General features: G+C 58.8%; 30 protein-coding genes, 1 tRNA gene and 1 pseudogene. 16 read left to right on the top strand and 16 right to left on the bottom strand.

Annotated elements, in window-relative coordinates; translation table 11 throughout:
• Window positions 1-22 precede the first annotated feature (22 nt).
• The 12 genes from AFERRID_RS14495 (at window position 23) to AFERRID_RS14545 (ending at window position 7,864) form a co-directional block, all read left to right on the top strand.
• Entirely contained in the window at window positions 23-1,360 is a 1,338-nt protein-coding gene (locus tag AFERRID_RS14495; protein WP_126605586.1) for an integrase family protein, read from the top strand.
• Window positions 1,357-2,043: a hypothetical protein gene (locus AFERRID_RS14500; RefSeq protein ID WP_126605587.1), complete on the top strand. Its 687-nt coding sequence runs from the start codon at window positions 1,357-1,359 to the stop codon at window positions 2,041-2,043. The genes AFERRID_RS14495 and AFERRID_RS14500 overlap by 4 nt, the downstream gene beginning before the upstream one ends.
• Window positions 2,044-2,244: 201 nt before the next feature.
• Window positions 2,245-2,430: a helix-turn-helix transcriptional regulator gene (locus AFERRID_RS16290; protein WP_126605588.1), complete on the top strand. Its 186-nt coding sequence runs from the start codon at window positions 2,245-2,247 to the stop codon at window positions 2,428-2,430.
• A complete protein-coding gene (locus tag AFERRID_RS15215) occupies window positions 2,427-2,633 on the top strand; it encodes a hypothetical protein (RefSeq protein ID WP_172959385.1) in 207 nt (68 codons plus the stop codon). Before AFERRID_RS16290 ends, AFERRID_RS15215 begins: the two co-directional genes overlap by 4 nt.
• Window positions 2,630-3,511 carry a toprim domain-containing protein gene (locus AFERRID_RS14510; protein WP_172959386.1) on the top strand — a complete coding sequence of 294 codons (882 nt, stop codon included), beginning with the start codon at window positions 2,630-2,632 and terminating at the stop codon, window positions 3,509-3,511. Before AFERRID_RS15215 ends, AFERRID_RS14510 begins: the two co-directional genes overlap by 4 nt.
• A complete protein-coding gene (locus tag AFERRID_RS14515) occupies window positions 3,504-5,468 on the top strand; it encodes a hypothetical protein (RefSeq protein WP_126605590.1) in 1,965 nt (654 codons plus the stop codon). The genes AFERRID_RS14510 and AFERRID_RS14515 overlap by 8 nt, the downstream gene beginning before the upstream one ends.
• The gene (locus tag AFERRID_RS14520; RefSeq protein WP_126605591.1) at window positions 5,465-6,112 is read left to right on the top strand and encodes a hypothetical protein; all 648 of its coding nucleotides are present in this window, start codon (window positions 5,465-5,467) and stop codon (window positions 6,110-6,112) included. The genes AFERRID_RS14515 and AFERRID_RS14520 overlap by 4 nt, the downstream gene beginning before the upstream one ends.
• Window positions 6,109-6,558 carry a hypothetical protein gene (locus AFERRID_RS14525; RefSeq protein ID WP_126605592.1) on the top strand — a complete coding sequence of 150 codons (450 nt, stop codon included), beginning with the start codon at window positions 6,109-6,111 and terminating at the stop codon, window positions 6,556-6,558. The genes AFERRID_RS14520 and AFERRID_RS14525 overlap by 4 nt, the downstream gene beginning before the upstream one ends.
• 86 nt (window positions 6,559-6,644) lie before the next feature.
• Window positions 6,645-6,989 carry a hypothetical protein gene (locus AFERRID_RS14530; protein WP_126605593.1) on the top strand — a complete coding sequence of 115 codons (345 nt, stop codon included), beginning with the start codon at window positions 6,645-6,647 and terminating at the stop codon, window positions 6,987-6,989.
• Window positions 6,967-7,182, top strand: coding sequence for a hypothetical protein (locus AFERRID_RS14535; RefSeq protein WP_126605594.1), 216 nt, complete (start codon window positions 6,967-6,969; stop codon window positions 7,180-7,182). Before AFERRID_RS14530 ends, AFERRID_RS14535 begins: the two co-directional genes overlap by 23 nt.
• The gene (locus AFERRID_RS14540) at window positions 7,179-7,601 is read left to right on the top strand and encodes an HGGxSTG domain-containing protein (RefSeq protein ID WP_151528144.1); all 423 of its coding nucleotides are present in this window, start codon (window positions 7,179-7,181) and stop codon (window positions 7,599-7,601) included. Before AFERRID_RS14535 ends, AFERRID_RS14540 begins: the two co-directional genes overlap by 4 nt.
• A gap of 41 nt (window positions 7,602-7,642) precedes the next feature.
• Window positions 7,643-7,864: a hypothetical protein gene (locus AFERRID_RS14545; RefSeq protein WP_126605596.1), complete on the top strand. Its 222-nt coding sequence runs from the start codon at window positions 7,643-7,645 to the stop codon at window positions 7,862-7,864.
• 93 nt (window positions 7,865-7,957) lie between these two features.
• Here AFERRID_RS14545 and AFERRID_RS14550 read toward each other — a convergent pair.
• From AFERRID_RS14550 to AFERRID_RS14600, 11 genes and pseudogenes are all read right to left on the bottom strand, one after another.
• Window positions 7,958-8,042 (bottom strand) — tRNA-Leu (locus AFERRID_RS14550).
• A gap of 173 nt (window positions 8,043-8,215) precedes the next feature.
• A complete protein-coding gene (locus tag AFERRID_RS14555) occupies window positions 8,216-8,410 on the bottom strand; it encodes a hypothetical protein (RefSeq protein ID WP_126605597.1) in 195 nt (64 codons plus the stop codon).
• 133 nt (window positions 8,411-8,543) lie between these two features.
• Window positions 8,544-8,747, bottom strand: a complete 204-nt coding sequence (locus AFERRID_RS14560; protein ID WP_113525876.1) for a hypothetical protein — start codon at window positions 8,745-8,747, stop codon at window positions 8,544-8,546.
• A gap of 440 nt (window positions 8,748-9,187) precedes the next feature.
• Entirely contained in the window at window positions 9,188-10,015 is an 828-nt protein-coding gene (locus tag AFERRID_RS14565) for a transporter family protein (RefSeq protein ID WP_113525589.1), read from the bottom strand.
• A gap of 534 nt (window positions 10,016-10,549) precedes the next feature.
• Window positions 10,550-10,858, bottom strand: a complete 309-nt coding sequence (locus tag AFERRID_RS14570) for a hypothetical protein (RefSeq protein WP_113525588.1) — start codon at window positions 10,856-10,858, stop codon at window positions 10,550-10,552.
• 80 nt (window positions 10,859-10,938) lie between these two features.
• A complete protein-coding gene (locus AFERRID_RS14575) occupies window positions 10,939-11,262 on the bottom strand; it encodes a hypothetical protein (protein ID WP_407923812.1) in 324 nt (107 codons plus the stop codon).
• A gap of 58 nt (window positions 11,263-11,320) precedes the next feature.
• On the bottom strand, window positions 11,321-11,857 hold the full coding sequence (locus AFERRID_RS14580; protein ID WP_232027629.1) for a cytochrome b/b6 domain-containing protein: 537 nt from the start codon (window positions 11,855-11,857) through the stop codon (window positions 11,321-11,323).
• Between the two features lie 25 nt (window positions 11,858-11,882).
• Complete coding sequence (locus AFERRID_RS14585) at window positions 11,883-14,993, bottom strand: efflux RND transporter permease subunit (protein WP_126605598.1); 3,111 nt, start codon at window positions 14,991-14,993, stop codon at window positions 11,883-11,885.
• A pseudogene (locus AFERRID_RS14590) lies at window positions 14,986-16,435 on the bottom strand (efflux RND transporter periplasmic adaptor subunit). Before AFERRID_RS14590 ends, AFERRID_RS14585 begins: the two are co-directional and overlap by 8 nt.
• Entirely contained in the window at window positions 16,432-17,715 is a 1,284-nt protein-coding gene (locus AFERRID_RS14595; RefSeq protein ID WP_126605600.1) for a TolC family protein, read from the bottom strand. The pseudogene AFERRID_RS14590 and the gene AFERRID_RS14595 overlap by 4 nt, the downstream one beginning before the upstream one ends.
• Window positions 17,716-18,446: 731 nt before the next feature.
• Window positions 18,447-19,067 carry a YbhB/YbcL family Raf kinase inhibitor-like protein gene (locus tag AFERRID_RS14600; protein ID WP_225981769.1) on the bottom strand — a complete coding sequence of 207 codons (621 nt, stop codon included), beginning with the start codon at window positions 19,065-19,067 and terminating at the stop codon, window positions 18,447-18,449.
• Between the two features lie 312 nt (window positions 19,068-19,379).
• Here AFERRID_RS14600 and fdxA point away from each other — a divergent pair, with 312 nt between their 5' ends.
• The 4 genes from fdxA to AFERRID_RS14620 all read left to right on the top strand — a co-directional run bounded on the left by fdxA (window position 19,380) and on the right by AFERRID_RS14620 (window position 22,261).
• On the top strand, window positions 19,380-20,000 hold the full coding sequence (gene fdxA, locus AFERRID_RS16380) for a ferredoxin FdxA (protein WP_113525582.1): 621 nt from the start codon (window positions 19,380-19,382) through the stop codon (window positions 19,998-20,000).
• A gap of 9 nt (window positions 20,001-20,009) precedes the next feature.
• On the top strand, window positions 20,010-20,249 hold the full coding sequence (locus AFERRID_RS14610) for a hypervirulence associated TUDOR domain-containing protein (protein ID WP_113525581.1): 240 nt from the start codon (window positions 20,010-20,012) through the stop codon (window positions 20,247-20,249).
• A 30-nt stretch (window positions 20,250-20,279) separates the two neighbouring features.
• A complete protein-coding gene (locus tag AFERRID_RS14615) occupies window positions 20,280-21,368 on the top strand; it encodes a tellurite resistance/C4-dicarboxylate transporter family protein (RefSeq protein ID WP_113525580.1) in 1,089 nt (362 codons plus the stop codon).
• A gap of 164 nt (window positions 21,369-21,532) precedes the next feature.
• Complete coding sequence (locus tag AFERRID_RS14620; RefSeq protein WP_197722457.1) at window positions 21,533-22,261, top strand: hypothetical protein; 729 nt, start codon at window positions 21,533-21,535, stop codon at window positions 22,259-22,261.
• Here AFERRID_RS14620 and AFERRID_RS14625 read toward each other — a convergent pair.
• The 5 genes from AFERRID_RS14625 to AFERRID_RS14640 form a co-directional block, all read right to left on the bottom strand.
• The gene (locus tag AFERRID_RS14625) at window positions 22,243-22,950 is read right to left on the bottom strand and encodes a DNA-3-methyladenine glycosylase family protein (protein WP_232027637.1); all 708 of its coding nucleotides are present in this window, start codon (window positions 22,948-22,950) and stop codon (window positions 22,243-22,245) included. The two genes, AFERRID_RS14620 and AFERRID_RS14625, sit on opposite strands and share 19 nt — an antisense overlap.
• Window positions 22,944-23,210, bottom strand: a complete 267-nt coding sequence (locus AFERRID_RS15840; protein ID WP_232027639.1) for a hypothetical protein — start codon at window positions 23,208-23,210, stop codon at window positions 22,944-22,946. Before AFERRID_RS15840 ends, AFERRID_RS14625 begins: the two co-directional genes overlap by 7 nt.
• Before the next feature lie 353 nt (window positions 23,211-23,563).
• Window positions 23,564-24,208 carry a glycosyltransferase family 2 protein gene (locus AFERRID_RS14630; protein WP_113525578.1) on the bottom strand — a complete coding sequence of 215 codons (645 nt, stop codon included), beginning with the start codon at window positions 24,206-24,208 and terminating at the stop codon, window positions 23,564-23,566.
• 338 nt (window positions 24,209-24,546) lie between these two features.
• A complete protein-coding gene (locus tag AFERRID_RS14635; protein ID WP_113525577.1) occupies window positions 24,547-24,765 on the bottom strand; it encodes a hypothetical protein in 219 nt (72 codons plus the stop codon).
• Between the two features lie 9 nt (window positions 24,766-24,774).
• The gene (locus AFERRID_RS14640; RefSeq protein WP_113525576.1) at window positions 24,775-24,972 is read right to left on the bottom strand and encodes a hypothetical protein; all 198 of its coding nucleotides are present in this window, start codon (window positions 24,970-24,972) and stop codon (window positions 24,775-24,777) included.
• Between the last annotated feature and the right edge of the window lies 1 nt (window position 24,973).

The following is a 24,973-nucleotide window of genomic DNA, read 5'->3' on the forward strand; positions in this document are numbered from 1 at the left end:
GACTTATCAAAGGATTCAGGCTATGGCGACCAAGACAGCACTCACCGACCGCGAAGTCAAAGCGGCTATCGCATCCGGGAAATCCGGCTGGTTGAATCAGAACATGGGCGCAGGCGAAGGCAGTCTATCGCTTCGATACTGGCCGACAGGGGCGACGTGGTATTACAGCTATAACGTGCGTGGCAAAACCCGCCGTATCGTCATCAAGCCCGATTCAGGAACCGCACAGTTGCTGACCTTGGCGCAGGCCAGAGCAAAGGCTCTTGAGCTCATCAAAGAGCGCCGCGATGCCCCAGGCGGCGACTTACTCTTGCACCAGAAAATGCAGACCGAGGCCGCGCTACGTTCCAAGGCCGCTCACGAAGCAGAAGAACGTGCCCGCAGTCTCAGGACCGTTGAAAAGCTCCTGAACAATTACCTGGATAACATGCGGGCGCGAGGAAAAATCAGCACAGGTTCCGTAGCCAATGAGTTCAATAACCTTCTGCGGGACTACCCGGCGCTTGCCGACCGCGATGCAGCCAGTGTAACGCCGCTTGAGTGGGTGGGCATCCTGCGGCGATATGGAAAAACGGACGGACACACCGATAAAATGCGGAAGCTACGTTCCTACCTTAGAAGTGCATACAGCACCGCGCTCCGTGCCGACCTGGACCCGCTACAGGACGCCAGTGCAGGCATGATGCTTACCACAAACCCGATTGACGGCATCCCGGCAGGCACGTCCAGGGCGAGGGATCGCAACCTGAGCGAGCAGGAATTCAGGGCGCTGTGGGCACGGTTGAGGGCAGACAGCCACCCGTTATCTCTGGCCTTGCAAGCTCTGATTTTACTTGGCGGCCAGCGGTACACGCAGCTTATTCGGGCCACCGTGCGAGATTATCAAGATGGCGAGCTCACCTTGTACGATCCCAAAGGGAGACGCGCCACGCCAAGGAAGCATGTATTACCCGTTCAGGGTATGGCTAAGGGGCTGCTGGATGAATTCGCCAACCGCTCTGCGCTTCTCGGTACGGACCTGCTGTTCACCATCACTGGTGCCGGCCCGGCGCTTCTCGATAGTGCCAGTCGCTACATCACGGATCTGAGCAAGGCAATGGTTGAGCGTGGCGAAGCGACCGATACGTTCCGTCTGAGCGATATACGCCGGAGCCTTGAAACCATCATGAGCGGCAAGCTCCGTATCAGCAAGGACGACCGGGCGCAGTTGATGAGTCATGGCGTATCTGGGGTGCAAGACAAGCATTATGACAAAAGTGCCCACATGGACGCCAAGGCGGAAGCTCTTGCCAAGCTGGAAAGGTGGCTGGTGCAAGATACTGCAATAGTCGTACCGCTCCGGGCTGGGGGTGCGGGATGACCGTCCAGGCGATGAATACCCGGCAATTCATTGATGTGGCCACAGATACCTACGTCAGAGGGCCAGAGCACCGGGCCTACGTGAACCGACGCGCAGACGTGTCAGCGCCCTTGGATGATTATCTGGACCAGCTCTGGGGACCGAGCTTTACGCCGCAAGAGGCCGATCTTTACAAGGCCGTACAGCAACAGCTTATTGACAACATCCTGTCAGGGGCCATCAAAACGTATGCGTGGCCTATGCTGGTGCCGGATATGCGCCCGACCATCGAAACCATTGAAACGGATTCCAGCGTTATCCTTTTGGCGGACTTTCAGAAGTGGGTAAAGAAGAATAACCCCGCAGCGCGTGCGGATTGGCTAGACCTGATTATGGACGCCACGCAACCTACCGGAGATCCGGTTCAGCCGGACAGCCCCGGCATGCCGGTGGTGCAGGTTCGCACGAAGAAGCCGCGCGGACCCGTTCCAAACGCAACAAAGAGCGCGGCTTATTTGGAAGGCGGCGAGAGGCTGGTGGCCGTGGCGCAGGAACTGGTGGACAGCGGCCAGAAGTTGACAGCCGAAACGCTAGGCAAAGCTCTTGAAAAAAAATACAGAGGCACAAAAGCGTCAATATGGAAGAGAGACTACGTAGCAGAAGCTACGATGGCATCAATAAAAAGCCAGACCACCCATGACTAATTGTTACTGGTAATAGCTCAGCAACAATAGGTAACAGCTTTTCCATTCGCAGTGAAAACACGAAACCGGCCTAACCGCCGGATTTTTATTGTCTTTAGTCCGGCATCAATAGAGCACGGAAGGGACATAACCGGACATTGTTGCACGACACAAAATAGGGGATAGATTGGGTATCGGTATTCATTTAGAGGACCGATACACATGAAAACAATTACCGAACAACGCGGGTTACGCGCCCAGGCAGCGGCGAAGTATTGCGGGCTGGGAAGATCAACTTTCTTGCGGTATGTCAGCGAGGGCAAAGCCCCGCAGCCCCGGAAGTTATCACCCGGCGCAGTTGTGTGGTTAAGGGATGAGCTTGATAAATGGCTGGAGGCGGCGGCATGAGCGCCGCCCAAAAGAAAACCGGGGCGGGCACCCCGGCGGCACACAGCAACACACTCGCACAGAAGCATACCAGCCCACGCGGTCGCCGTGCAATTTTCCATCTCTGGACAGCGAGCAGGGCAGTCCAACACGCTGCACTCACCGCCGACGACCTGGCGCTGATCCGGGAAGCCCTGGCCGAAATTGCGGGGGTGCTGGGATGACCCCTACCAACGAAGTGTTAAGCGATATGGCCGCATGTGGCCTGACGCCAAGCAAGCCGGACACAATCGAGTTCGATACTCCCGGCATCGTTCGCTACCACGTCCAGGGCGATAAACCCGGAACCCGCAACGGTTATTGGCGTGGGTTCAGCGATGGCCGACCTGCTGGCATTTTCGGAAGCTGGAAAACCGGCCAGACGCATCACTGGGTACATGGCGCGTCCACTGCCACCGATGCCGACCGCGAGCGCATACGGGCCATTCAGCGCGAACGTGAACAGGAACAGGAAGCCCGCCATGCGGCAGCCTCAGCCAAGGCTATCAGTATATGGGCCGATGCAGCGCCAGCGGACCCAGCGCATCCGTATTTGCAGCGCAAGGGCGTTGCGCCCGGTATTGCCCGCCAGCGTGGAGACATGCTGATTCTGCCTATCGTGGATTTTCCGGGGCCCTTACGCGGGATCCAGACCATAAGTCCTACAGGTGAAAAACGCTTTACCAAAGGGATGCACAAGCAAGGCGGTTTTATTCCAGTAAATGGGAAGAAGCCGGAGCCGGGAAAGCGGCTGCTGATATGTGAAGGCTGGGCCACTGGTCAGAGCTTGGCAGCACTCTCGCCGGAGGCCGTGGTCCTCGCTGCGCTGGACTGCGGAAACCTTCAGGCCGTGGCAGTCGAAGCCCGCCGCCGATTCCCCCAGATTGATTTGGTTGTCGCTGCGGACGCTGACGAAATCGGGATGGCGAAGGCAAAAGCCGCCGCCGTTGCCAGCCATGCGAAATGGATCTGGCCGAGGTTCCCGAAGGATGCACCAGAAGGACTCAGCGACTTCAACGACTGGTCGGTATGGCGGAAATCTCAGGGGGTGGCGCATGTTTGACGATTCCGAAGATTGGACGCAAAACATACCGCCCTATGGCGATGACTTCGAGCCGCCGGCGCCGCACCGGTCAGTTGTCCCTGATCCTGTCGCTGGTGCTGAAGACCTGCCGGAGCCGGAGGCGCCAGTGGATTCAACGACGGTTGCAATGGCCGAGCTTCTAGCCATCGCCCAAGCGGGAGACGCGCCAGCATTCTGGAGATCGCTCAAGCCCCATGCCGCGACGTTGAAATCGCTCATGGATAACGATCCCGGCGAATACCAGGCTTGGCGCGCAGAGATTAAATCAGCGTGCAGCAAGATCAATGTGGGGACACTGGACAAATTTATTAGCCCCTCCGGTGGCGACGGCGACGGCAGCCAAGCCACTGAGCTGGCGGATTTGGCCGCATCCCGTTGTGAACTCTGGCATGATGGAGATGGTAACGGTTTTGCCAGTTTGGAACGCGACGGGCACCGCGAACATTGGCGCGTTGACTCCACCGGCTTCCGGGATTGGTTGTCCTGGCTGGCTCATTCTGAGATGGGCACGGCACCATCAGCGGAGACCGTAAAAAGCGCCTGCAATGCTCTCGCCGGTCAAGCCAAGTTTGACGGTGACGAGCACGAACCTCGGCGGCGGGTCGGCAAAGACTCCTCCGGGTACTGGCTGGATGTTGGAGATGACCAATGGCGGGCGATTCTGATAACCGCGACCGGCTGGCGCATCATGAACGATCCGCCCGTACGATTCATCCGAACCAAGGCCACCAGGGCGCTTCCCGAGCCGGTATCTGGTGGCAGCGTTGACGTGCTCTGGAATCTGGTGAACGTGCCGAAGCAGGAAAGACTGCTGGTGCTGACGTGGATCCTCGAGTGCTTCCGGCCAGATACCCCCTACGCCCTGCTGGAACTCACCGGGGAACAAGGCGCGGCGAAGTCCACAGCACAGCGCACATTCCGGCGCTTCGTTGACCCTAACCAAGTGGAGCTACGCGGGAAACCAAAAACAGTTGAGGATATCTACGTCAGCGCCAGCAACTCCCACTTGCTCAGTTACGAAAATCTCAGCGGATTGTCGAACGACCAGTCCGACGCGCTTTGCACCTGCTGCACGGGTGGAGGTTACGCGGCGAGACAGCTTTATACGAATGGGGAAGAATCTACGCTCACGGCGCATTGCCCTGTGGCGCTGAACGGCATTTCCCCGGTCGTGCTCCGCCCCGATCTGCTGGATCGCGCAGTCTCTATAACCCTGCCCGAGATCATGGTACGAAGAACTGACGACGAGATCAGTACGGCCACCGAAGCGGCGGCACCTGGAATCATGGGTGCTCTGTTGACGCTGTTCAGCGAAGCCTTAGCCATCCTGCCTTCGGTAAACATCCCCCCTGAACAGCGGCCACGCATGGCGGATTTTGCAACGTTGGGTGAAGCCATCGCCCGAGTGCAGGGATACACGGAAGGCCACTTCCTCGCTCTCTACACCGATCACCGACGCACCGCGATAGGCCGGACGATTGATGCAAGCCCCGTAGCGGCGGCGATGGTGGCCTATGTGGATCGCGGCAATCGGTACGTGGGCACCGTCAAGGGATTGCTGGAAATACTCACCGAGCACAAGCCGGATCACGAACGAGACGAATACTGGCCGCGCAGCCCAAAAGGGCTTGCGGATGCCATGCGGCGATATGCCCCGGCGCTTCGTCAAATGGGGATCATCGCCCGCGTGGACAACACCCGGCGGAAGGATGGGGTTCATTGTGTACTTCACGTACAGGCACCGGACTATTCTCCCCAGCCCCAAGTACCGGGAAATGAAGTTCACCAAGTTCACCAAGTTCACCCATCCCAGAAACCGGAACCCCAAACAGTGGAAACCTGCCCCCAATGCGGCGGCTCAGGTTGCCCGTTGTGCTGGGATACAGATGATGATCCCGCTGCCGGCGCTGATGATTTAGTGGACGGTGAAATATGAGCGCGAAAAAGCTGCTGATCGAGATCACGAAGGCGGGCGGCACCATCGCCGCCGAGGGGGACAAGCTCAAGTTTCAGGGCATCCCCGCCCGGCTGGTCCACATTATCAAGCAAAACAAGGCTGAATTACTGGCTGAACTGCAAAAGGTGAACGTGGTGAACATGGTGAACATTGATTCCGGCTACTTGCCCCCGGCAAGAATAGTCTGTGACGCGGAACCGATGTTCACCCCGCTTCCGTCTGATCAATGCGTGGACGATTACGCAATGGCCGAACGCCTGGCGATTCAGGCCGAGTCATCCCTTGGCGAAGATCCCGGCGATGTTCCCGGCTTCGCTGACATGACTGAACTCACCCCGGAACAACATGGCGCCATCCTCCACCGTCTCATGAATGCGGCACCGGCCATGAGCACCACTGATACCACCCCAGCCGATACGATGCAGCCAACGCCAGCTATGGCCCCTCAGCGGGTATCCTGTGGGCAATGCTGCCGCTTCCAACCTGGACCGCAACCGCTATCCATTGGCCGATGTTTGGCGACCGTGGACGGGCAACCGCCAGCCGGGAATCGTGGAGACTACCGAGCGGCTTTTCCAACGGCACCGCGTCAGTGCCCTGAGTTTTCGGGGGTGCAATCATGATTTGTGAGGCCAGCCACCTTTTCAGGAGAACGAATGCCGTTGTCCACTCGCTGAGGCGCGCGCTGGACGTACTGGGCTGCCGCCTGCCCAGAGAGGCCGTTATCCATCTGCCGTACTGCTGGCATAACGTCCCAAACACCACCGACATGGTACTGCTGAATCGGGAATACCGGCCCATTGGCGTTGCTGGCGATTGGGTGAATTATGCCGATCATCCCGAACTCATGGCCCCGCGCCACATGGTTCATTCCGACTACCTGACCGCCGCAGTGCCCAGCCACACATTAAAGGATGTGGCCTTGCGTACCATGTTCTGCAACCCCGGCCCCGATCCGCGCCGCTGGTTTTTCAACGATGCCACCGACCCACGACGCGGCAAGAAATATCGGCAACGGCTGGCGGATTTGATAGAGAACAATCTCAACGCTCTGGAGGAGCTGCAATGAACGCCCAGCAAGCCCCCATACAGCCCCTACAGCGCACGCAATCAGCCGAGGTGCTACCCAAATGCAACGCAAAGGAGAAAACAGCCATGAATGACGACGACGAGCACAGCAAAATAGTGCCGATTGCTGGAAATCGGAAGCCACCAAACGCCGGCATGGGTAGGCGCAAGGGTGTCCCGAACCGAACTACGGCCAGTCTGAAGAATATGATTACGGGTGCGCTTGATGAGCTTGGCGGGCAAGCGTGGCTTGTCGAGCAGGCGCGTCAAGATCCGCGTGCATTTATGGCGTTACTGTCACGCCTTATCCCTTCCGAAATTAAAGCAGAGGTAAGTGTAAATGAACTCAGTGAATCCGAACGACTACAGCGCTTTAATGCCTTACTTGAGCGAGCCAGAACGCGCAGAGATGGAGGCTCTACTGGCGGCTGAGCCTGAACCGGTAGAGATTGTCTTTAGCGTTATTCGCCCCGACCTGAGCGTCCAGGCGCACCTGCTGAGAGAGCCGGGCGGGGGGCTACGGGAACTCAGCACCGACGAGATCGCTACTCGTGGCCTGCCCGCGCCGACGCCGGAAGTGAACGGCGGTTTTCGACGTGGTGACTTTTGCGAAACAATCCCATGAAGCCGACATATTGCGGCGCTAAAACTCGCGCAGGCACCCCATGCCGCCGTTACCCGATAACAGGCCGGAAACGCTGCAAGTTGCATGGCGGTACTAATCCCGGCCCCGGTTACGGCAATCAAAACGCCAAGACCCACGGTATTTACGCATCACGCTGGACGCCAGAGGATCATGAGCGTGCCGGTGAATCCCAGAAGCTGATCGGCACCCTGGATACTGAAATAGAACTGGTACGGGTGCGGATTGCCCGCATCCTGGATACCGAGGCGTCTGGCGGATACCCAGATGCTGCTTTTCATACGCTGCTGGATCGTTACGTGGGACGGCTCTGCACACTGGAAACGCAACGCAACGCCTTGAATGACGGCGGCCCAACTGAACAAATCATCACCATTCGCGGCGGCTTTCCCGGAACCTGACACCATATTACCGCACTGAACTAGGGCTTGAATTACGTGAAATGCTCGCAGCCCAGGCGAAGGCGCGACAGGCAACCAGCACAGGAGGAGCCGCACCCCAGCATAAGGCAAATTTGCCGGAAGCTGCTAAGGGAGAAACCCGCGATGCCATTGCCGAACCACCGGAACGCCTGGACCCGCACACCGCCGACCCTATCGCCCCCGGCCGCACCATGCCGGATCTTCAGATGCAGGGGTTATTCTTTGGGTGGGGCTGTCTATAAGCGCACCCTAATACCTATCAAAATCCTATCAAAACCGACTTATCAAGGATTTCGTCATGATGGGGAAAATGCCTAACCAATTGGTTTATAAGATGGTGCCCAGGGCCGGACTCGAACCGGCACGGCATAAGCCGAGGGATTTTAAGTCCCTTGCGTCTACCGATTTCGCCACCTGGGCATGACTGCGGCAACAGAAAGCAGAATTTGCCTGCTCCCCGTCCCCCTCCGTCCGGGAACCGGAAGGATAGCACAGCCCCAGCGGCTTGGGCAGAGTTTAGTGCTGACATTTGGCGCGTAACCGATTGGCAGTTTAACGGGTTCTGCATTCTGGGCGGATGAGTTACCTCATCCTCACCGCAGGCCCAATCGCCGTTTCTGCCACAGGGTGTAGAGGGTCGGGATCACCAGCAGTGCCTGCAACGCGGCGCTGAACGTGCCACCCACCATGGGGGCGGCGACGCGCTTCATCACATCGGCACCGGCACCATTGCTTACGTTACGGGAGCAGGTAATGGTGTCGTAAACATTGTCTACCCCTGTCCACAAGACGTTGCGGCCTTTGGTCTGACGCTTTGTTTGGCGTAATGGCTACGCCTGGGGGTGGTGGAGACCGTGAACCAGTCTCTCTCTTGCTCAGATGGCGAAAGACGTAACAACCAGACACCTTACGAGAGGTCTTTTACGCTTCAGGTTTCCTGGGCGCAGAGGGAGGGTGGTTGTTATTTGAATTCGCCGGCCCAAAAAACCCCACAAGAAAAGAGGGGTAGGCGGCGGCATCGTGCGCCATGTACCATTTCACGGTATGGCTATCATCCAGGCCATCGGAACGCGAGCACCCTGCAACGGCGGTTATTACGAACAGCATGACGAGGAGCTTATTCATGATGGCGTCCTTTTCAATGAGCATGCGATCAGTCGCTCTCACCCTTGGCCCAAGCACTATCATGTGCAGTGATGGATAGTTTAACTACCTCGATGGAGCTAACTATCGAGGTGGACTGCGATGACGCAAGCTGGCGTATGAAGGAGTTCGGCATATTTGGTCACAGTGGCAAGACCGTTCACCTCCCCGATTGGACCTGGAATTTAACCTTCACCCCGGCACGACACCAAAGGCACCGTTAAAGCGAGGTCGCACTGATTATCGCTGACAGACACCAGATTCCTCGTCCCAGGGTAAGTTATCTTACAGATGATACGGATACGGTTACATGCGGCAAATTGTCGCACCCCCATCGCTTTGCAATGCCTGGTTACGACGAGGGAGGGGCGGTTGCATTATCAGGACATCTGAATACTCTTTTGTTTGAGGACCCTAACGGATCAGAACAGGAAACCCATCCCTGCCCCGAAGTAATGGGTAAATCCACCCAGGTTTCCGCTCAAGCGCACACCTTCTTCGAGGTCCACCTCACAGTAGGGAGTAAGCAGATACTGCACACCGCCATCCGCATCAAAACCGGACCCCAGGCCCGGCCCAGTGCGGCTTTGTCCGTAGACCTCGCCGTAGAACTGTAGATTCCACAAAGGCAACCAGGTAAAGGTGATATCCGGATTAACGCTCGTGAAGCGACCACCTCCTGCGAGTGCGGGATTGGTCTGAGATGTGACGCCCAATTGCAAGGATATCCCAGTGTCGTTACTGGGGGCATAGTCAACGATACCGTTAAAAGCTACCCCTGTCCCCCGGCTGCCAAACGCCGGGCTTCCGGAGGGCAGGGTAAACAAGCTTTCCACGGCGCCCAGCCAGTGCTTGGTATAGCCCAGTTCGTGCTTGATACCGACCGTAGTGGACGAGAATCCCTGGAGATGTGGGCTACCTGGGACCTGCTGCAGATTGTCGTTGGGCGGCAGCAGGACGAATTCGTTGTGGCCCGGTAGGCCAAAGCGCAATTCCGCCTCGGGAAAATTATCGGCAGTGCCGCCTCCGGTTCCTGTAAGGTTGGCATGTTGGTAACCCGCTTCCAGTACGGCTTGGCCATATTGCACCACGCAGGCACTGTCAGACACCGTGGGCCGATCTAGCAGGGCGAACAATGCGGACGGCCCGGTACAGGGATTTTGGATGGCATCATCTGCACATACGGCTTGGATGCTCATGATAAGCGTTGCCAGCAAGGCGGTAACAGAAAAAATTTTTAGTTCGTTCATGTTGCTGGCATATTCCTTAAGAAGCGCTTTTCAACATATTGATTATATTGTCATTACCACCTGTCACTGATGGGCGGAATGGCGCCATTTCAAAGTGCCTGAAATGATGGCCTCGAACGGTGTTAAGGATGGGTGTTTTTGGCTCCTTTCGCAACAGTGATTTTCGGAGATTCCGGGAGCAGTTGGGGCGTGCGGTAACATCTCACCCTTTGAGATATTTACAATTTACCAAATTCTGGTGCGGATGCGCCAAGGAGATGTGGTGATTACCCGTTCTTGACTCATGGGGCGCAGGAGCTTAGGCGCCTTATAACAACACGCGGCAACACACGGCTGACTGGATCCTCAGCAGCCTTTGCCGGATGACAGCGAACTTGCGGTTCTGTAGTAGTGCGCAGGCAGTCCGTGCCCATCCAGTATGTTTCCGCCCACCGTCCCTTCCCCGCAAAAGTGGGGTCCGTTACTCCAAGCCATCCAGCCGGCAGATGCAGCGTTCTTGCCCGTCATAAAGGTCTGCTGGCGCCAGCAGTCACATCAATAAGCGTTTATTGCCTGTATTCGTTTACCGATCTCGGCAACCTCACGGGCATCCTTAATGACTTCCTCCCAGTGACCATCCTTGATCTGTACAATCATGGTGTACGTTAAATATTCTGCTTTATCTTTCAGTATTTTTGTCTCATACCTTGGATTAGTTGGCGCATGATCTTCGCGTGCATAGGCAGATAATGGCGCGGTCAAAAGGATCATCATCATAAACCCCCGTAGGGCAGCATGACGAAATCTGACAGTCGTGATCTGACTTTCTTTACCTATCTCCTGGTGGAATGTTCTCGGTGTCATGGCGAACTCTCCTGTATTGATTCAGATAAATTTAGTAGAAATCCAGTGGATGATATAATTCGATTCTGCTCGTCTATCCATCACTCATTCCTGGGTTTCGTGTCATCTCCGTTATTTGAAGTAATGTCGTCCAGCCCTTCCGTCCCGCTGCTCAGGTCCGCCTGGACACTGAACGCAACGTCCCAATCGGCATGAAGGGCTTGGTGTTCCGACTCGGTGAATCCCTTGTGGCCGTGGATCATGGCCGATACCAAGCCGTGGCGGCCCGCGATCTCGTGCGCGATCACCAGCGCCACATGGACCATGACGAAGGCAAGCAGCAGAAAGAAACCCCATTCATGTACCGTCATGAGGGGGGAGGTCATTGCCTCACTATCGCTCATGAGCGAGAGGGTGATCCCCAAGATCACCTGCGCCGCGGCAATGACAAAAAAGGCGAGATAGGCGGGGCCGGCGAAAGCGTTATGCCCCCGATAGGGGGAAATCGGGCGGCGGAAGCCGCTCAGATAGCAGGCGAGGGTTTCCCGCCAGATGCGGCGCTGGGCTATCGCTCATGAGCGAGAGGGTGATCCCCAAGATCACCTGCGCCGCGGCAATGACAAAAAAGGCGAGATAGGCGGGGCCGGCGAAAGCGTTATGCCCCCGATAGGGGGAAATCGGGCGGCGGAAGCCGCTCAGATAGCAGGCGAGGGTTTCCCGCCAGATGCGGCGCTGGGCTGACGTCAGGGGCAGGAGGTCGCGCCAACGCGCCGTCGGCGGGCCGACAAAGAGCCAGATGATGCGCAGCGCTAGCCCAGCGGCAAAAGCATAGCCGCCGTAATCGTGGACGATGTCGATCTTTTCCATCAGAGCGGCGGACATGTCATCACCCAGGGTCAGGAGAGTCGCCCCGGAGGTGAATTGCGCCATGATGGTAAGCGCCAGCCACCAATGCAGGGTCCGCAGCAGCGGGTCCCAGACGGGGTGCAGGATATAACGTGTGTCCGTTGTTGATGCCATTGCCTTCTCCTGGTCTGTACCGTCTTCACCGCAGGCCCAATCGCCGTTTCTGCCACAGGGCGTAGAGGGCGGGGATCACCAGCAGTGCAAGCAACGCGGCGCTGAACATGCCGCCCACCATGGGGGCGGCGATGCGCTTCATCACATCAGCACCGGCACCATGGCTGAACATAATGGGCAAGAGTCCGCCTACCACCAGGGTAAAGGTCATGGCCAACGGCCGCAGGCGCAGCATGGTCCCCTCGATGACGGCAAGCTGAAGGTCATGCCAACTCTGCAAGGTGTCGCGGGCCTGCCGCCGGAGAAGGGCCTGATCCAGGTAGAGGAGCATCACCACCCCGAATTCCACCGCCACCCCCGCGAGGGCGATGAAGCCCACGGCCACGGCCACCGAGAGCTTGTAGCCGAGCCAGTAGATGAGCCAGAAGCCGCCCACCAGGGACAAGGGCAAGGTAAGCAGGATGATGGCCACCTCCACCCAGTTCTTGAAGTTGAAGTAGAGGAGCAGGGCGATCAGCAGAATGACGGCGGGGATCACCAACTCCAGGCGTTTGGCGGCCTGCTCCATGACCTGATACTGGCCTACCCAGGAGAGGGTATAACCTCCTGGAAGGTCGACGGCCTTCGCAATCGCAGCTTTGGCGCGGGGCACATAAGCACCGATGTTGGTGCCGGGCTGTAGGTCAATGTAGATCCAACTGTTCAGCCGACTGTTGTCGCTAGTGAGCATGGCTGGCCCTCCCTCGATGCGGAGGTCGGCCACCTGGGCCAAAGGGATCTGGGCGCCGTCGGGAGCGGCGATGCGGCTTTCCATCAGGGTGGCCAGGGACTGGCGCAGTTCCCGGGGGTAACGGAGATCCACCGGGAAGCGCTCCAGCCCTTGCACCGCAGTGGTCAGGATCTCGCCACCGATCGCCGTCTCCACCAGACGGTTCACATCCGCCACCGAAAGACCGTAGCGGGCGGCCTTGGCGCGGTCGGTGTGAATGACGATGTAGCGGCCGCCGGTGACCCGGGCCGCATAGGCGCTTTGGGTGCCGGGGACCTTCCGCAAAACCGTTTGGAGCTCCTGCCCCAGGCGGTTCAGGGTGTCGAGATCCGTTCCGGCCACCTTGATGCCTAACGGCGTCTGGAGACCGGTGGTCAGCATATCCACCCGCCCCTTGAGCGGCTGTGTCCAGATATTCGACAGGCCGGGGATATTCAGGGCTTCAGTCATCTTGCTTTGCAGCCTGTGCAAGGTCATCCCGGCTGGCCACTGGTCGGGATTCTTCAAATTCACCACCGTATCGAACATGGACAGGGGCGATTGATCCGTCGCTGTCTGGGCCCTTCCCGCCTCACCGAAGACCGTTTCCACCTCGGGGAAGGTCTTGAGGATGCGGTCCGTCTGCTGCAGGAGCATGGCCGCCTGGCCGATGGAGACCGCCGGGTCCTGGGTGACGGGCATGTAAAGCAGCGTCCCCTCGTCCAGGGGCGGCATGAACTCCGAGCCCAGGCGATTCCAGGGATAATAAAGGGTGGCCGTGAGCAGCAGAGCGATGATCAGCATGAACCAGGGAGCGCGCAAAACACCGCGGATCACGGGTCGGTAAAGGAAAGCCAAGGCCCGGTTCAGGGGATTTTTGTTTTCGGGGAGGATGCGTCCGCGGATGAACCAGGCCATGAGGATGGGCACCAGGGTTACCGAGAGTATGGCGGCGGCGGCCACGGAAAATGTCTTGGTGAAGGCGAGTGGTGCGAAGAGCTTGCCTTCCTCGCCGCCCAGGGCGAAGACCGGCAGGAAGGAAACGGCGATAATGATCAGCGAGAAGAACAGGGCCGGACCGACCTCCTCCGCCGCCGCCATGGCCACCGCCCAGGGGTCGGCGCCGGACTCCCTTTCGAGATGCTTGTGCATATTCTCGATCATGACCACGGGGGCATCCATCATCACGCCGATGGCGATGGCGATACCACCCAGGGACATGATGTTGGCGGGGATCCCCAGAGACCACATGATGAAAAAGGCGGCCAGTATCCCCAGCGGCAGGGCGATGAGCGCCACCAGCGCCGAACGTGCACGCAGCAGAAAGAGCAGGGAGATGAGCGCCACCGCCAGGGATTCTTCCAGCAACTTGCCGGTCAGGGTATGGATACTGCGCTGGATGAGCGGAGCCTGGCTATAGGTCGTGACGACCTGCACCCCCTTGGGTAGGGAAGGCTGGATTTCCTTCAGCTTGCGCTCGATCTGGTGGATGAGGGCGTAGGCGTTGCCGCCCTGGTTCATCATGACGATCCCGCCCACCACCTGTCCGTGGCCGTTGAGCTCGGCGATCCCGTTGGGCAACTGCGGCCCCAACTGCACACGGGCTACCTCCCGCAGTGTAATGGGCACGCCGTTGCGCACCCCCAGCGAAGCATCCTCCAGGTCTTTCAGGGAATGGATGTAACCCGAGGTACGGACGATATAACTCGCTTCCCCCATATCCACCACCGAGCCGCTGGTCTCCCCGTTCGCGGCGCGGATGGCGGCCTCCACCTCCGGCAGGGTCAGGTTGTAGGCGAGGAGTTTCTGGGGGTTCACCACCACTTGGTATTCCTGCACCATCCCCCCCACCGTAGCTACCTCCGCGACGCCGGAGATGCCTTGCAGTTCGTACTTGAGGAACCAGTTCTGCAAGGTGGTGAGTTGGGCTAGATTCAAAGTTCCGCTGGGATCGGTGAGGGCATACTCGAAGATCCAGTCCACCCCTGAACTGTTGGGGCCAAGGGCCGGCGTGATCCCCGGCGGCAGCTTGGACTGCACCTGGCTCAGGTATTGGAGTACCAGATTACGGGCCTGATAGATGCTGGTGCCACCCTTGAAGAGGACGTAGACATAGGAGTCCCCGAACATCGAGTAGCCGCGCACGGCCTGGGCACCGGGCACCTCCTGCAGGGTGGTCTCCAGGGGATAGGTCACCTGATCCTGAACGATCTGCGGAGCCTGGCCCGGATAGGAGGTCTTGATGATGACCTGGGTGGGCGAGATGTCGGGGATGGCCTCCAGGGGAATATTGATCACCGCCAGCGTACCGGCGACGCTCAACACCAAGACAGCGATCATGACCAGCAAGCGGTTTTCCATACACCAACGCATGATCGCCCTAATCATGGGATTGACCTCCCTGGCCCCTTGTTCATTCCGGGCGTGGTACCCGGGCCGGACGAGGTCGGGGGCGTCGGTGGGGCGCCTGCATCCCCGTCGGGAGCGGCCGGCGCCGGGGATTCCCGGCCCTGAGTCAGACCACTGTTCTGCGACCGGGAACGTCCACTGCCCGGCATGGCACTCGTGGTGGGCGCCGTGTTGCCACCCAGCATGCGGGCCTTGACCGACTGGAACTGGGATTCGGAATAGAGCAGGAACTGGGCGCTCTCCACCACCCGGTCGCCCACCTTGAGTCCCTTGTCGATGGCTACCCAGCCGTCGGTTTCCGGCCCTAGGGCGACCTGTACCGGCAGGAAGTGCCCTTGGCCCTCACCCATCATCACGTAATCTCCCTGAGCAGTACGCAGTACGGCGCTGCTGGGCACCGCCAGGGTCTCCTTGGGGCTGGCTAAAATAGTGGCGGTGGCGTAGGTGCCGGGGCGCAACTCTCCGCCAGGATTGGGAAAGCTCAGCCGTGCCGTCACCGTCCGGTTTTTGGCGTCGAGGGTCGGATAGAGAAAGTTCAGACGTCCTTCCCAGGCCTTGCCGGGATAAGCCGGTAGATGCAGGCGCACGGGGTTGCCGATCCGTATCCAGGGCAATTGGTAGGAGTAGAGCGCTACATTGACCCATACCCGGTCGAGATTGGCGATTGCATAGATATTCGTCTGGGGCGAGACGTAACCACCTTGGCGCACGTCGAGGCTCTCGACCACCCCGGAAGCAGGCGCCAGGAGTGGCACGTCCCGTTGCGCCGTCCCGCGCTGGGCCAGGGCCGCGATCTCGCCTTCCGGCATGCCCAGCAGTCGCAATTTCGCCTTGGCTGCCGCCAGCAGAGCCGAGTCTTCCGTCGTTCCGCCCTGGCGGCGGGCAATGAGATATTCCTGTTGGGCGCTATACAGCTCGGGAGAATAAATCTCGGCGAGTACCTGTCCGCGCCGCACGGGGTCACCGACGGCGCGGACATTCAAGCGTGTCACCCAGCCGGAGAAGCGCGGATTGACGGAATAGACGCGGTTCTCGTCCACTGCCACGGTGCCCACGGTGTGGATGGCCTGACCCATCGGACGGCGCTGGACATCCACGAGACGCACTCCCAGGTTTTGGGCTAGGCGCGGATCGATGCTGAGGCCGGACGCCTTGGGCGCGTTCGGACTGGAGGCATAGACCGGGAGATACGCCATCCCCATGCTGTCCTTCATTGGGTGATCCGAATGAATCTTGGGGTTCATGGGGGCGGCCCAGTAGAGGATATGCCGTCCCTTTGGCGTGCCTTCCTGAGAATGGGTTGCGGTGGAGTTGGCACTCGGTGCCGCGGCAGGGACTCGCAGCCACCACACCGCGCCAGCCCCCAGACCTACACCAATGCCCAGCAGGCCCATGCCGATGATCCAGTTGCGTGCCTTCATGGTTGCGTTGCTCCTTGGGTGGTGAGGAAATCCAGCTCTGCGGCGCTGAGGTCCAGGTCGCGGCGGTATTGCAGGCGGGTCAGAGCATAGTCCAGCACTTCTTTCTGGGTGCGCAGCACCGCGCTCAGTTCGGCACGTCCCGCCGCGTAGGCGGCGAGCGTCGCGGAAAAGGCATTCCGGGCGGTGGGAAGCAGTTGCCGCTCGGTGCGCTCCAACTGGGCCTTGAGGGCTTCATAACGGGCAAAGGTGGCGCGCGCCTGCTGGGTCAAGGCAAGGTGCTGATCGTCATAGCGATATTGCGCCTGCAAGGCCTTGGCCCGGGCGGCGGCGACGTCCTGGTCCTGGCGATCGCCCGGGAATATGGGCAGGCTCAGGTTGACCCCCGCTGACAGCCAGTTGGGGCTGCCGGGGTAGAAATCCTGGCCATAATCGACGCTGACCGTGACTTCCGGCCAATAGCCACGCTTGGCCACCTGCACGCCAATTTGCGCGGCTCGCGTTTGCGCCTGGGCGGAACGCAGGAGGGGTTGGCCGGAAAGCCGGGCTTCCGCTTGGGCAAGAGTGGGCGGGGGTGGCAGGTTCGGCCATTGCTTTTCTATGGACGGCGGTTCCGGCAGATCCAGGATCTGCGCGATTTGTGCCAGATCGCTTGCCCGCTCTGCCTGCAATTTGCTGATATCATTGGCCAAGCTGTCACGCGCCAGTTGGGCGCGGAGTACATCGGCCTGAGATCCCTGCGCGGAGCGATAGAGTGCCAGCGCCGCTTGCACGCTTTCTGCCTGCAACTGCTCCTGATGCCGGACCGTTGCTACCGCATCTTCGGCATAGAGGGCTTGCAGCCAGGCGCGGCGCAGCAATAACACCAACTCGGCAGACTGGCCGCGCAGGGTGTCGGCGGCCGCCTGCGCCTCCACCCCCGCCTGCTGCCCTTCCAGCCCCAGTTTGCCAAAGGAGGGAAAAGTCTGGCTCAGGCCCACGCTCAACATGCTCATCTGCTGTTGGTTCATGGAGAAGTTGTTGAGGGGTGCGTTGACCACACCGAGGGCGAGGTGCGGATCGGGGAGTTGGGCTACCGCCACCGCTTGGTGCTGCAATTCCGCGATCTTTTGGGTCAGGGCGCCGAGACCGGGATTTTGCCGCAGGGCGATCGCCTCTGCGCTCTGCAGGCTCAATGGGGCGGCCCCGGCAGTCGTTGCCGACAGGAGCAACAGCACCCCAGCCAAGAGGCGGCTACTGCCCGGTGCCGGTGGGGTAAAACGACCAAGAATATTGGTATCCATAAAAAATCTCCATGGCAAAACAGTGACATATCTCCCCAGTTGAGAGGGAAGTGCCAGCTTGCTCAGGAGAAATTAAATGACCAACCGCACGTGCTGGAGGGGGGGAGGGTGATGGGGCGGGTGGGGGAAAAAAACCTGCACTGGTGCCGGGCGGAACATTGCCAAGCGGGAAAATGTCACGGAGCCCGTCATTACCTGGGCTGGGAAAGCCATTTCAGAAAGCTTTAGTCCGCCTGATGTATGAGCCCTGGCGCAGATCAACATGCACTGACCATGGGTCGCCCTAGAATGCGTGTTTATATCGGCGGCGCGATCGTCCCGGCAACAAGCCGGGCCTGTTGCCGGCATGCCTGTCACAGCAGCACATGAAAGGCAAGACGACATGCCCGCTGCAGCATTGCTCATCCATGCTCCCAGCAGGAACAAAGCCAGCAACGCAACCAGGGGGAAAGATCGGCTGATTCTCGGCATTTCGGTGTTCGACGCTTCCTTCCAGAATCCTTTAAAGATGGTAAACCCTGAAGTACGCTACAGAGTCAAGGAGCAAAATTGGCCTGTCTGGCATACCATCGGAACCATGACGCGGACAAACAACCGCCCCTGAAAAATATCCAAGAAGCTAGTTCATTGGCTTTTCTAAATGTCGATATGGCGGCGCGGCCGCTCCCCCACCACGTGAAGAGGATTACCGCTTTCGATCGCCCGATCGGAACATCTCTCCGTACTGCGACTTAACGATCGCCCTTGGCATAACGTCCCATGAGCGTGGCTTCGGCCAGCACATGTCCGTGCATGGCCGCCTGGAGGTTATCCTTGTCGGGACTTGGCAACACAGGCAGGGTCGTATCCAGGGCATAGAGCCGGAAAAAGTACCGGTGTCTACCGATGGGCGGGCAAGGGCCGCCGTATCCTCTGCGTAACCAGTCGTTGATGCCTTCCCGAACGCCGGGAGGGAACCTTTGTACCCCTGCAGAGAGTTCCTGAACACGGGGCGGAATGTCATACAGTACCCAATGTACCCAGATGCGCTGGGGAGCTGCGGGGTCTGGAGCGTCTGGGTCTTCCACAATAAGGGCCAGACTTTGAGTCCCGGCGGGAATATCCTCCCAGCGCAGGGGAGGCGAAAGGTCTTCCCCCTCGCAGGTATACTGGCGCGGAATAATGCCACCGCTGGCAAAGGCACTGGAATAGATTTGCATGGCTGCCTCCGGGGCGGAAGGTGCATGGGACGGCTCCGCCAATGCCGGACCCGCAGGAAGGCTGCCAATAACGATCAGCAGTACAGCCCACCACCCCATTCGGCACATGTCGGGTTTGGTCCCATCCCTGAAATTCGTGATCAGCAGGATCATCCGAATGATAGCTCATAAGTGACGACCAGAGCACATTTGGGAGAATGTCCCCATCCACCTCATCCAGGAAATTTCCGCCATCTGGGATTCACCGTGGAAAATGTGGTACAGGAAGCCCAACGGCTACTATAACGCGGGCGAGTCGCGGGATAGGTATAAAATCTATCCGTTTATCGACATGAAGCTCTGATTGAGGCATCTTTTATACGCCGTGATGATCAGTTTTGACGGATTTTCGGAAATGGGGCGAGCGCAATCCCGCCGATCTGGCGTAGAAGGCATTTCCGGGGCATACGTTAAGGGGGATATCCAATGACCCATGTGGTTACAGAAGCCTGTATTCGCTGTAAGTATACCGATTGCGTCACAGTATGCCCGGTGGATTGCTTCCACGAGGGCCCCAACTTTTTGGCCATCGATCCGGACGAATGCATCGATTGCACCCTCTGTGTGTCCGAGTGTCCGGTAGACGCCATCTTCCGCGACGTGGATTTGCCGGACGGCATGGAAAAATATCCGGAACTCAACGCGCGCCTGGCACGCCGCTGGCCCGTCATCATTCAAAAAAAGCCTGCCCTGCCCGATGCCGAGCAGTGGCGGCATGTGCGGGATAAACGCCAATATCTGGACACCGGGGAAGATGGGGCGGAATTGCCCCTGCCCGAGCCGCCCGTGCCCTTGAAGGAATACCAACGCACACCGGAGTTCACCGACGACGACGCCCCCGCCGGCCTGCTCCATGATCATCGCACCAAAGCCGGGGTCTGGGGGCGCATCGTGCTCCTGGAAGGGAACTTGCGATATTGCCTGGAAGACGGCAGCGCCCGCGCGTGGATCCTGAGTCCGGCACGGCCTGCATGGATACCGCCCGATCTGCCGCACCGGGTGGAGTTCCTGGGCCCAGCACGTTTCTACGTAAGCTTTTGGCGCTGAGGACACCTCATGAAAAAGCCGCCGGCACCGCGCTTTGCCGTGGGCGATCACGTTACCTGGAATTCGGAGGCAGGCAGGGTAACGGGGCGGATCGTGGCCATCCACGAGCAGGATTTTCCGGTCCACGGCTATACCCACCATGCGAGCCCGGAAGACCCGCAATACGCCATCCAAAGCGACAAAAGCCGCCATGTGGCCTACCATAAGGGTGGCATCCTGTGTCTCGCTGAGGAAGGATCGCAGGACTGATCATCCAGGCCTTACGGAGGGGGCAGCGATATGGAAAGGAATCGGACGGGTCTGCCCCGTCTGGTAGACTCCGCCGCCGAGAACTTGGCTCCTGCCTATTTCGCTTTGGTGATGGCCACAGGTGCTGTCTCCTTGGCGGCTCAGGCGGTGGGCGATTCTTTCCTCGCCCGGTTACTCTTCTGGCTCAACGGAATATTCTACGTAGTGTTATGGTTCCTGACTATTTGGCGCATGCTGCGCTTCGGTCGGCGGATGGGCGTGGATTTCAAGGATTACCAGAGCGGCCCAGGTTTTTTTTCCGTGGTAGCCGGATCCGCCATTCTCGGCAGCCAGTTCGTCCTTTTGGCGAACGAGGAAAAAAAGGGGATGCTGCTCTGGGGGCTTGCCATGGCCCTTTGGCTGATACTGAACTATGGCATCTTTACGGCCTTCACCATCCAGAAACATAAGCCTTCTCTGGAGGAGGGCATCACCGGCATCTGGCTGCTGGCAGTGGTCGCCGCCCAGTCCCTCGCCGTGCTCGCTGCCGTTCTGGATGCGCACTGGGACCCTGTGCATCGGCTGGAATTCAACTTCATTGCCCTCTCCCTGTGGCTTTGGGGCGGCATGCTCTACATCTGGATCGTGGTGCTTATCTTTTATCGTTACACTTTCTTCCGTTTTTCGGCGGAGGATCTGGTGCCGCCGTACTGGATCAACATGGGAGCCATGGCCATCTCCACTCTGGCGGGTTCCCTGCTCATCGCCAACGGCGGCAAGGCACCATATCTGCACTCCCTTCTACCATTCCTTAAGGGTTTCACCGTGTTTTACTGGGCCACCGGAAGCTGGTGGATTCCGCTGTTGATCGCCTTGGAGTTCTGGCGCCACGGAGTCAAGAGGCTTCCGATGCGTTACGATCCTCTCTACTGGGGCGTCGTCTTCCCCCTCGGCATGTACAGCCTCTGCACGCTCCATATGGCGCAAAGCATGGATCTGCCCTTTTTACTCCCTCTCGGGCATGTCTTCCTCTATCTGGCTCTGCTCGCTTGGGTGATCACCCTGGCCGGAATGATCCATCATTTGGGGCTGGGTCTACGCGCCGGGACGAAGACCAGGATCCCCCGCCCTTTGCCATGAGGCCAAAAGCGGACAATCCTTGCATCTCAGGGCATCCATATTAATATGACGGGGTTGGCGATGTACCCGCTCCCAGAGCATTGGCCTCGGGACGGAAACCAGTGGGATCCAACCGGAAAGTTTCCGTCGCCTGTAAACCTGGAAAACGTCATCATGGAGGGGTAATGGTGCACACGAAACGCCTGCTCAATTTGGAATGGGATGCCATCGCAGGCGTTATCGCGGCGGTCACGGCCATCGTCATGGAACTCCTGCACCTGATTCAGGGTGAGGTATTGCTTACCCTGACTGTTGCGCTCATCGCTCTGCTCTTTCTACGCGACATGCGCCGGGAAAGGGCCATGGAGCGTTTGGAGGGCCGACTTGCGGCCGTCCAGGTAAGCCTGCGTGAAATCGAAGTGGGCCTCCTGCCTCCCGATGCCGTACTCATCGGGCCGAACCGGATCCGCAAGGTCAGCACGGAGTTCTTGACCCACGCCAGCGGCGAAATGATCTGGTTCAATGTCTGCCTTTCCATGTACAAGCCCCCGGCCTTGTTTGACGCCTTGCTCCGGCCGGCCCTGGAGAATCCACGCATCACGACCATGCGCTTCATTCTGGACAAAGATCAGCGCCGTCCCTGGGAAGAAATCCTGCCCACCATCCGCGCCTGCCCGGGCGCCCATAAAGTTCAGGAACCCACCTGGATCGATAATCAAGAAAGCATCTCCCTGATTGTGGCGGATTCGGCGGCGACGGGGCGGACGGAGGCCCTCCTGAGCTTTTGGGGAGAGCCCTTCATGGCTCGCAGCACCGAACGGAGCGTGCCGCGTTATATCTTCCACATTCAGGGGCATTCGGAGCTGATCAGCCGCTTTCTGGAAATCCTACGCAATTACCGCCTGTCCGCCTGATCCGAATGGGACAGCGGCAGTTCATCGCTGGGGCTCAACATATGTCCCTCTCCTTCCAGTCGCCGCATCAACAACAGAAAATATACCATGCCGGCGTAGGGCTGCCATGACCGGAGCCGATGGGCGACCTGGGCATAATCCAAGCTGCCGTTTTCCTCCAGCCAGCGGGCCAGGGCCTTGCGCGCCCCCACGTCGTCACCGGGGAAAATGTCCAGACGCCCCAAGGCGCGCAGCAGGACGTACTCTGCCGACCAGCGGCCGATGCCGCGCAAACGCAGCAGACGCTGTACGGCTGCGGCGTTGGGCAGGTCCTGCCAGTCTTCACGCTCTAGTCTGCCGGCCGCCGCTTCTTCCGCCAGAGCGCGCAAGGCGGTCACCTTCTGGCGGCTGAAGCCTAGACCACGCAGGGCCGTCACCTCCTGCCGCAGCAGAGAGCGGGGATCCGGGAAAGGATACACCCGGTCCATTTCTTCCACCCCCTCCCTGCAGAGCTCCGAGAGGCGATTGAGGAGGGTGATACCCAGATGCAGACTCAGTTGCTGGCAGGCGACGGCATTGACCAGTCCTTCGAAGAGGGAGGGGAAACGGGGTGGCCGGAGACCCCGGTAGCGCGCCGCCAGGGACGCAAGACGAGGATCGGCAGCGGCCACCGCGTAAAAGGGGCCGAGATCCCGATCCAGGCTCAGCATCCAGGTGAGTTGCGCACGGACCCAAGAGACAGTCCGCTCGTCCTGGGGCCTTCGTAGATTTCTCCTTCCAGAAACGGATCGGGATCACCCTTCGTCTGCCAGAGCCGGACTTTCAGCCATCCGTCCCCATAGCGCCAGACCCGCCGATAGGTTTCGCTCTCCCAGCCATCCATCCTGTTATGGGCTTGACGGCGCAGCGCCCAGACCGTGAGATCCAGGCGAAAGGGCGGTCTCGGGCTGAGGCGGAAGTAGTATCCCATCTATCGGTCCAGATCCGGCCGATAGCTGCCGGCGGGGGTACGGAAGGCAATGGCTAGGCGGTTCCAGGCGTTGAATTCCTCCAGGGAACGCGCGCCGTGGCCGATGGTCAAGATTCGCGGCGCCGGCCCTTCAGCCGGAACAGCGCATGCCCTACACTTCATAGCGCTTGATTCATGGGCACAATGTCTCCCGGGCCTGGGCTCCGGTGTGAAGGCGACACGGCAGGGTCGTCGGGACGGATGCGGGTGATCGACCGTATCGAAAACACGAAGAGGGCACAAACGGCTTTCTGCCATATTATCGTCCAAAAAATCCTCATGCTCGGTTGCAGCGCACGTTGGCGGGATGGATGCTAACCGGTTAGCGCATTCAGCGTATCTCGGTAATAGTAATAGTCTCCGAAGTCCAGCTTACGGATTGAGCGTCCTGCCATACGGGCTTTCTCCAGAAAGGCATGATCTTCTCCGTAGCGCAGGTCGTCAAAGCACCCCAATCGCTCAAAAACTTCAGCCTTAACCACTATGGTCGCCCCTTGGGAGGTTTCTGATATGGCAATGCGCCGTTTCCTATTTCTTGCGTCAGGAACCGTCTCAGGGCCATTGATGACCCGGATTCCACCATGAAACAAATCCACCTCTGGATACGTACGGATGACCCGTAGTCGGTTTTCCAGATAATCCGATGCATACACGTCATCGGAGTCCAGCCGCGTTATCCAAGGTACGCTTTTGCTGCGGCTCACCTCCGCCCCGATATTCAGCGCGGTTCCAACACCGATATTTTCAGGCAGCCGGATCAAAACCGATGGATGTGCCAACTTTTTGGTGAGATCCATCGCGCGTTGCAGACTGTTATCGTTGCTGCCATCATCGATCACCACCAAACAGAAATCCTGAAAGGTCTGCCGATAGAGAGAACCAATAGCCCTTTCCAATAGGTTCATACGGTTAAATACAGGCATTAACACCATGAAAACTGGTGACTTACTGTCCAACATGAAATTAGTTCCTCACCTGTGTTGGTAATGATACACCATGCATCTGACCATATCTCAAAAGCGGCCACGATCCATCGTGCAAAACAACACCGCCCGTCATCAATGTAAGCGGTTTGCGTTTTCTCAAATTCCCCAGCTAATGCATGGCATGCGTCGGCTAGATCGGCTGTATTCATATGCCTTCTCCCATCTCCTTGTACGCTGATTCGGAGGGAGCCCGTGTCACATCAAATTTTACGGATGCGGTAGAAAATTCAGCTCCGTGAGAAACGAATGGCAAATAAGGCAGTGGCAGTCATGTGCCAAGCATTTTCAACGACAATGCCGGGTGATGGCTGCTAGCCGGGGGTGGGCAAATCGTCAGGGCCTGCCCATTCGTAACGTGGTTCACCCTCTGTATCTGGGATATACCCCTGCTCCCGGAGCAAGTTGGCGAGGGCCAAGGCAGCATTCCCCGCCTTGGCACCATTCTCGATAATATCGGCAGAAATAGCTCCGGCCTCGCGGGCGCTCAGATGGATGGTTACCGTTTTTTCCTGTTCGTCCTTGATGAGCATGGTAGCTCCTTATTGTCCGAAGGGATGGGGCGGTTGACGGAAATGATCGTCTATCCGGTAATCCTGCTCGGCCAGCAGATAAACCAGATCCAGGGTTTCCTTGCCGAATTGCTCGGCATTCTGGATGATCGGCTCAACCAAGCTGCCGAGATCTTTCTTCTCGAAACGCAGAGTGATGCCCGATGAATCTTTCGCTAAAACTTCCATG

It is taken from the genome of Acidithiobacillus ferridurans, from assembly GCF_003966655.1.
Taxonomy (GTDB): Bacteria; Pseudomonadota; Gammaproteobacteria; order Acidithiobacillales; family Acidithiobacillaceae; genus Acidithiobacillus; species Acidithiobacillus ferridurans.

Coding starts and splice junctions, on each gene's coding strand:
- AFERRID_RS14495 (WP_126605586.1), top strand. CDS start 23: ATGGCGACCAAGACAGCACTCACCGACCGCGAAGTCAAAGCGGCTATC.
- AFERRID_RS14500 (WP_126605587.1), top strand. CDS start 1,357: ATGACCGTCCAGGCGATGAATACCCGGCAATTCATTGATGTGGCCACA.
- AFERRID_RS16290 (WP_126605588.1), top strand. CDS start 2,245: ATGAAAACAATTACCGAACAACGCGGGTTACGCGCCCAGGCAGCGGCG.
- AFERRID_RS15215 (WP_172959385.1), top strand. CDS start 2,427: ATGAGCGCCGCCCAAAAGAAAACCGGGGCGGGCACCCCGGCGGCACAC.
- AFERRID_RS14510 (WP_172959386.1), top strand. CDS start 2,630: ATGACCCCTACCAACGAAGTGTTAAGCGATATGGCCGCATGTGGCCTG.
- AFERRID_RS14515 (WP_126605590.1), top strand. CDS start 3,504: ATGTTTGACGATTCCGAAGATTGGACGCAAAACATACCGCCCTATGGC.
- AFERRID_RS14520 (WP_126605591.1), top strand. CDS start 5,465: ATGAGCGCGAAAAAGCTGCTGATCGAGATCACGAAGGCGGGCGGCACC.
- AFERRID_RS14525 (WP_126605592.1), top strand. CDS start 6,109: ATGATTTGTGAGGCCAGCCACCTTTTCAGGAGAACGAATGCCGTTGTC.
- AFERRID_RS14530 (WP_126605593.1), top strand. CDS start 6,645: ATGAATGACGACGACGAGCACAGCAAAATAGTGCCGATTGCTGGAAAT.
- AFERRID_RS14535 (WP_126605594.1), top strand. CDS start 6,967: ATGGAGGCTCTACTGGCGGCTGAGCCTGAACCGGTAGAGATTGTCTTT.
- AFERRID_RS14540 (WP_151528144.1), top strand. CDS start 7,179: ATGAAGCCGACATATTGCGGCGCTAAAACTCGCGCAGGCACCCCATGC.
- AFERRID_RS14545 (WP_126605596.1), top strand. CDS start 7,643: ATGCTCGCAGCCCAGGCGAAGGCGCGACAGGCAACCAGCACAGGAGGA.
- AFERRID_RS14560 (WP_113525876.1), bottom strand. CDS start 8,747: ATGAATAAGCTCCTCGTCATGCTGTTCGTAATAACCGCCGTTGCAGGG.
- AFERRID_RS14565 (WP_113525589.1), bottom strand. CDS start 10,015: ATGAACGAACTAAAAATTTTTTCTGTTACCGCCTTGCTGGCAACGCTT.
- AFERRID_RS14570 (WP_113525588.1), bottom strand. CDS start 10,858: ATGACACCGAGAACATTCCACCAGGAGATAGGTAAAGAAAGTCAGATC.
- AFERRID_RS14580 (WP_232027629.1), bottom strand. CDS start 11,857: ATGGCATCAACAACGGACACACGTTATATCCTGCACCCCGTCTGGGAC.
- AFERRID_RS14585 (WP_126605598.1), bottom strand. CDS start 14,993: ATGATTAGGGCGATCATGCGTTGGTGTATGGAAAACCGCTTGCTGGTC.
- AFERRID_RS14595 (WP_126605600.1), bottom strand. CDS start 17,715: ATGGATACCAATATTCTTGGTCGTTTTACCCCACCGGCACCGGGCAGT.
- AFERRID_RS14600 (WP_225981769.1), bottom strand. CDS start 19,067: ATGATCCTGCTGATCACGAATTTCAGGGATGGGACCAAACCCGACATG.
- fdxA (WP_113525582.1), top strand. CDS start 19,380: ATGACCCATGTGGTTACAGAAGCCTGTATTCGCTGTAAGTATACCGAT.
- AFERRID_RS14610 (WP_113525581.1), top strand. CDS start 20,010: ATGAAAAAGCCGCCGGCACCGCGCTTTGCCGTGGGCGATCACGTTACC.
- AFERRID_RS14615 (WP_113525580.1), top strand. CDS start 20,280: ATGGAAAGGAATCGGACGGGTCTGCCCCGTCTGGTAGACTCCGCCGCC.
- AFERRID_RS14620 (WP_197722457.1), top strand. CDS start 21,533: ATGGTGCACACGAAACGCCTGCTCAATTTGGAATGGGATGCCATCGCA.
- AFERRID_RS14625 (WP_232027637.1), bottom strand. CDS start 22,950: ATGCTGAGCCTGGATCGGGATCTCGGCCCCTTTTACGCGGTGGCCGCT.
- AFERRID_RS15840 (WP_232027639.1), bottom strand. CDS start 23,210: ATGGGATACTACTTCCGCCTCAGCCCGAGACCGCCCTTTCGCCTGGAT.
- AFERRID_RS14630 (WP_113525578.1), bottom strand. CDS start 24,208: ATGTTGGACAGTAAGTCACCAGTTTTCATGGTGTTAATGCCTGTATTT.
- AFERRID_RS14635 (WP_113525577.1), bottom strand. CDS start 24,765: ATGCTCATCAAGGACGAACAGGAAAAAACGGTAACCATCCATCTGAGC.
- AFERRID_RS14640 (WP_113525576.1), bottom strand. CDS start 24,972: ATGGAAGTTTTAGCGAAAGATTCATCGGGCATCACTCTGCGTTTCGAG.